Genomic DNA, 2,862 nt, shown 5'->3' with positions numbered 1-2,862 from the left:
TCCCATGTGAAAGTAGGACATCGCCAAGGTGAAGGGAGCAAGTTTCACAGTTACGAACCTTTTCTAATTGAATCGTAAATCTCTCAGCATTTGTTAAAGCTACTCATTCTACCTTGCGCAAAGCAAACGTATTCGCTGCGCTCATTGTCGTTAACACTATGCACGATAAGCGCAAGGTGAAGGGAGCAACCACCACTATCGCTAGCCTTTTCTAATTGAGTCACTAGTCCACCATCATTTATCAAAACTAATCATTTCAACTTGCGCAAAGTAAATGAACTCGCTTCGCTCACTGTCATTAACACTTGGCACTATTCTTACGTAAAGATAATGTACTCACTCTATTCACTGTCGCTAAACTTTTGCACCTTTCTTGCCTAAAAAATTATGACAGAGCTGCGTACTTTCAATGAAGCTTAGCTTTCAAAGTTAACACCCTGAGAATCCGTCAATGTTTGTATCTGTACAGTATTATTGGAATATATCTCTATATGCTTTGTTATAATACCTTCGCTCCTTGGCTATTTTCAGCGTCTAGCAATATCCATAATTTCCAATTAGTGATTTGGCAATCTTGAAATATTGTCATGTATTCATATGTTGAAAAAATTAGGTTCTTGGCCTTGTTTATTCCTTTTTTCACTATTGCTTAATTTTTCAAAGTATACATTTCAATAGTACTTTATCGTTGAATTGAAATAACTATATGAAAAATTTACTTAAAGTATTCTTTTAGAAATCGCTGCCATAATTTTTTATCAAAATAATGATTCAACTTGAATTAAGTTTGTTTAAGGATTGAAATTAATGAATAAAACTTTCTATTGTAAATTATTACTTACAAAATGACATGTGCAAGGTTAAATTTAAGTTAAATTTGTTGTGTATTAATTCTACAATTGCGCTACATTTTGATTGGAAATTAACCAAATGACATAATAAAGGAACAAGTATGCGTAAATTAAACACACTCGCTTTTGCGGTATTGGCAGGCATGTCAGGTAGCTGTTTAGCTCAAGCTGAAATGATGTCAGTTGACCAAAGTAAAGCGATTGAAGATCAATACATCGTCGTATTTAAGACACCGGCAGTGTTAAATGCAGCAAATAGCGCAGCGATTTCTAGCTATGCTACTAGCCAAGCACAAGTACTGACAACTCAGCACAATGTGCAAGTTACTAAGAGCTTCAATGGTGTTTTAAATGGTGTAGTTGTAAATGCATCTAAACAAAAAGTACAAGAACTACTTAATAACCCTAGTATTGACTACATTGAGCAAGACCAGATCGTAACTATTACGCCTATGGTAGATACAAGCGCAGACCAAGGAAATGCAATTTGGGGCTTAGACAGGGTAGATCAAAGAGACTTACCTCTAAACAGTAACTATCACTATGATTATGACGGATCTGGTGTAACAGCTTATGTAATCGATACTGGTGTACGTATATCACATGCTGAATTCGGTGGTCGTGCAAGCCATGGTTATGACTTTGTAGACAACGACGCAGATGCAAGTGATTGTAACGGTCATGGTACTCACGTTGCAGGTACTATTGGTGGCGGAGCATATGGTATTGCTAAGAATGTAAACGTGGTTGGCGTTCGAGTTCTTGGCTGCACTGGCTCAGGTTCATACTCAGGTGTTATCTCAGGTATCAACTGGGTTAAAGATAATGCATCAGGCCCTTCTGTTGCAAATATGAGTTTAGGTGGTGGTGTTTCTCAAGCAGTTGACGACGCTGTAAACACTGCTGTGGCATCTGGAGTAACTTTTGTGGTTGCGGCGGGTAATGACAACAGCAATGCATGTAACTACTCACCTGCTAGAGCTGCAGACGCGGTAACTGTTGGTTCAACAACAAGTTCTGATGCGCGTTCAAGCTTCTCTAACTACGGCAACTGTCTTGATATCTATGCACCAGGTTCAAGCATTAAGTCGGCATGGTACAACTCTGATTCAGCAACAAATACAATTAGTGGTACTTCAATGGCTGCACCTCACGTTGCTGGTGTTGTTGCATTGTATTTAGATGAAAACCCAGGCTTAACACCTAGTCAAATTGACACTCTATTAAGCTCGCGCAGCTCAAAAGATAAAGTAGGTGATGCGAAATCTGGTTCTCCAAATGAGCTACTGTTCTCGCTTGCAGATAGCACGCCTCCACCACCACCGCCAACTTTACCTGAGTTAGATGATGGTGTTTCTGTAGGTGCAAGTGGTGCGTCAGGCAGCGAAACACACTACCTATTTAAAGTACCAGCTGGAAAAGACACATTGACAGTTACACTTTCTGGCGGAACTGGTGATGCGGACCTTTACGTCCAACAAGGACAAAAGGCTACTCAGAGCAGCTATACATGCCGCCCTTATAAGAGTGGTAACGAAGAAGTATGTACAATCAATAACCCAGCAGCTGGTAATTGGTATATTATGCTACACGGCTACTCAGCATACTCAGGTGCTAGCCTAGTAGCTGCTACATCAACAAATGGTGGTGGTTGTGGTGCAAACTGTCTAGATAATGGAGTGCCTGTAACAGGTTTATCTGGCGCATCAGGTAGCGAAGTAGCTTACACTATCGACGTACCAGCAAACTCAACGCTTAGCGTAGAAATTTCTGGTGGCTCTGGTGATGCTGATTTGTACGTAAGAAAAGGTCAAGCACCAACGACGAGTTCATATGACTGCAGACCTTACCGTAATGGTAATAGCGAAACATGTACATTGACCAACAATGGTGGTGCAGCGACGTACCATATTATGTTACGCGGTTACAGCAACTACTCTGGCGTTACCTTAAAAGGTAGTTACTAAATAAAAAGTAAAGGGAGCATAATGCTTAATGCCAGTCAGTTAAC

Annotated in this window: 1 protein-coding gene; it reads left to right on the top strand. The window is 40.1% G+C overall.

What is annotated here, in order from left to right:
- Window positions 1–952: 952 nt before the first annotated feature.
- The gene (locus N482_RS05380; protein WP_063376092.1) at window positions 953–2,818 is read left to right on the top strand and encodes a S8 family peptidase; all 1,866 of its coding nucleotides are present in this window, start codon (window positions 953–955) and stop codon (window positions 2,816–2,818) included.
- Window positions 2,819–2,862: the final 44 nt, after the last annotated feature.

Origin of the sequence: Pseudoalteromonas luteoviolacea NCIMB 1942 (assembly GCF_001625595.1) — a bacterium.
Classification (GTDB): Bacteria; Pseudomonadota; Gammaproteobacteria; order Enterobacterales; family Alteromonadaceae; genus Pseudoalteromonas; species Pseudoalteromonas luteoviolacea_A.
Note: the sequence above shows the minus strand (reverse complement) of the source record. Positions and strands in the feature narration are given on the sequence as shown.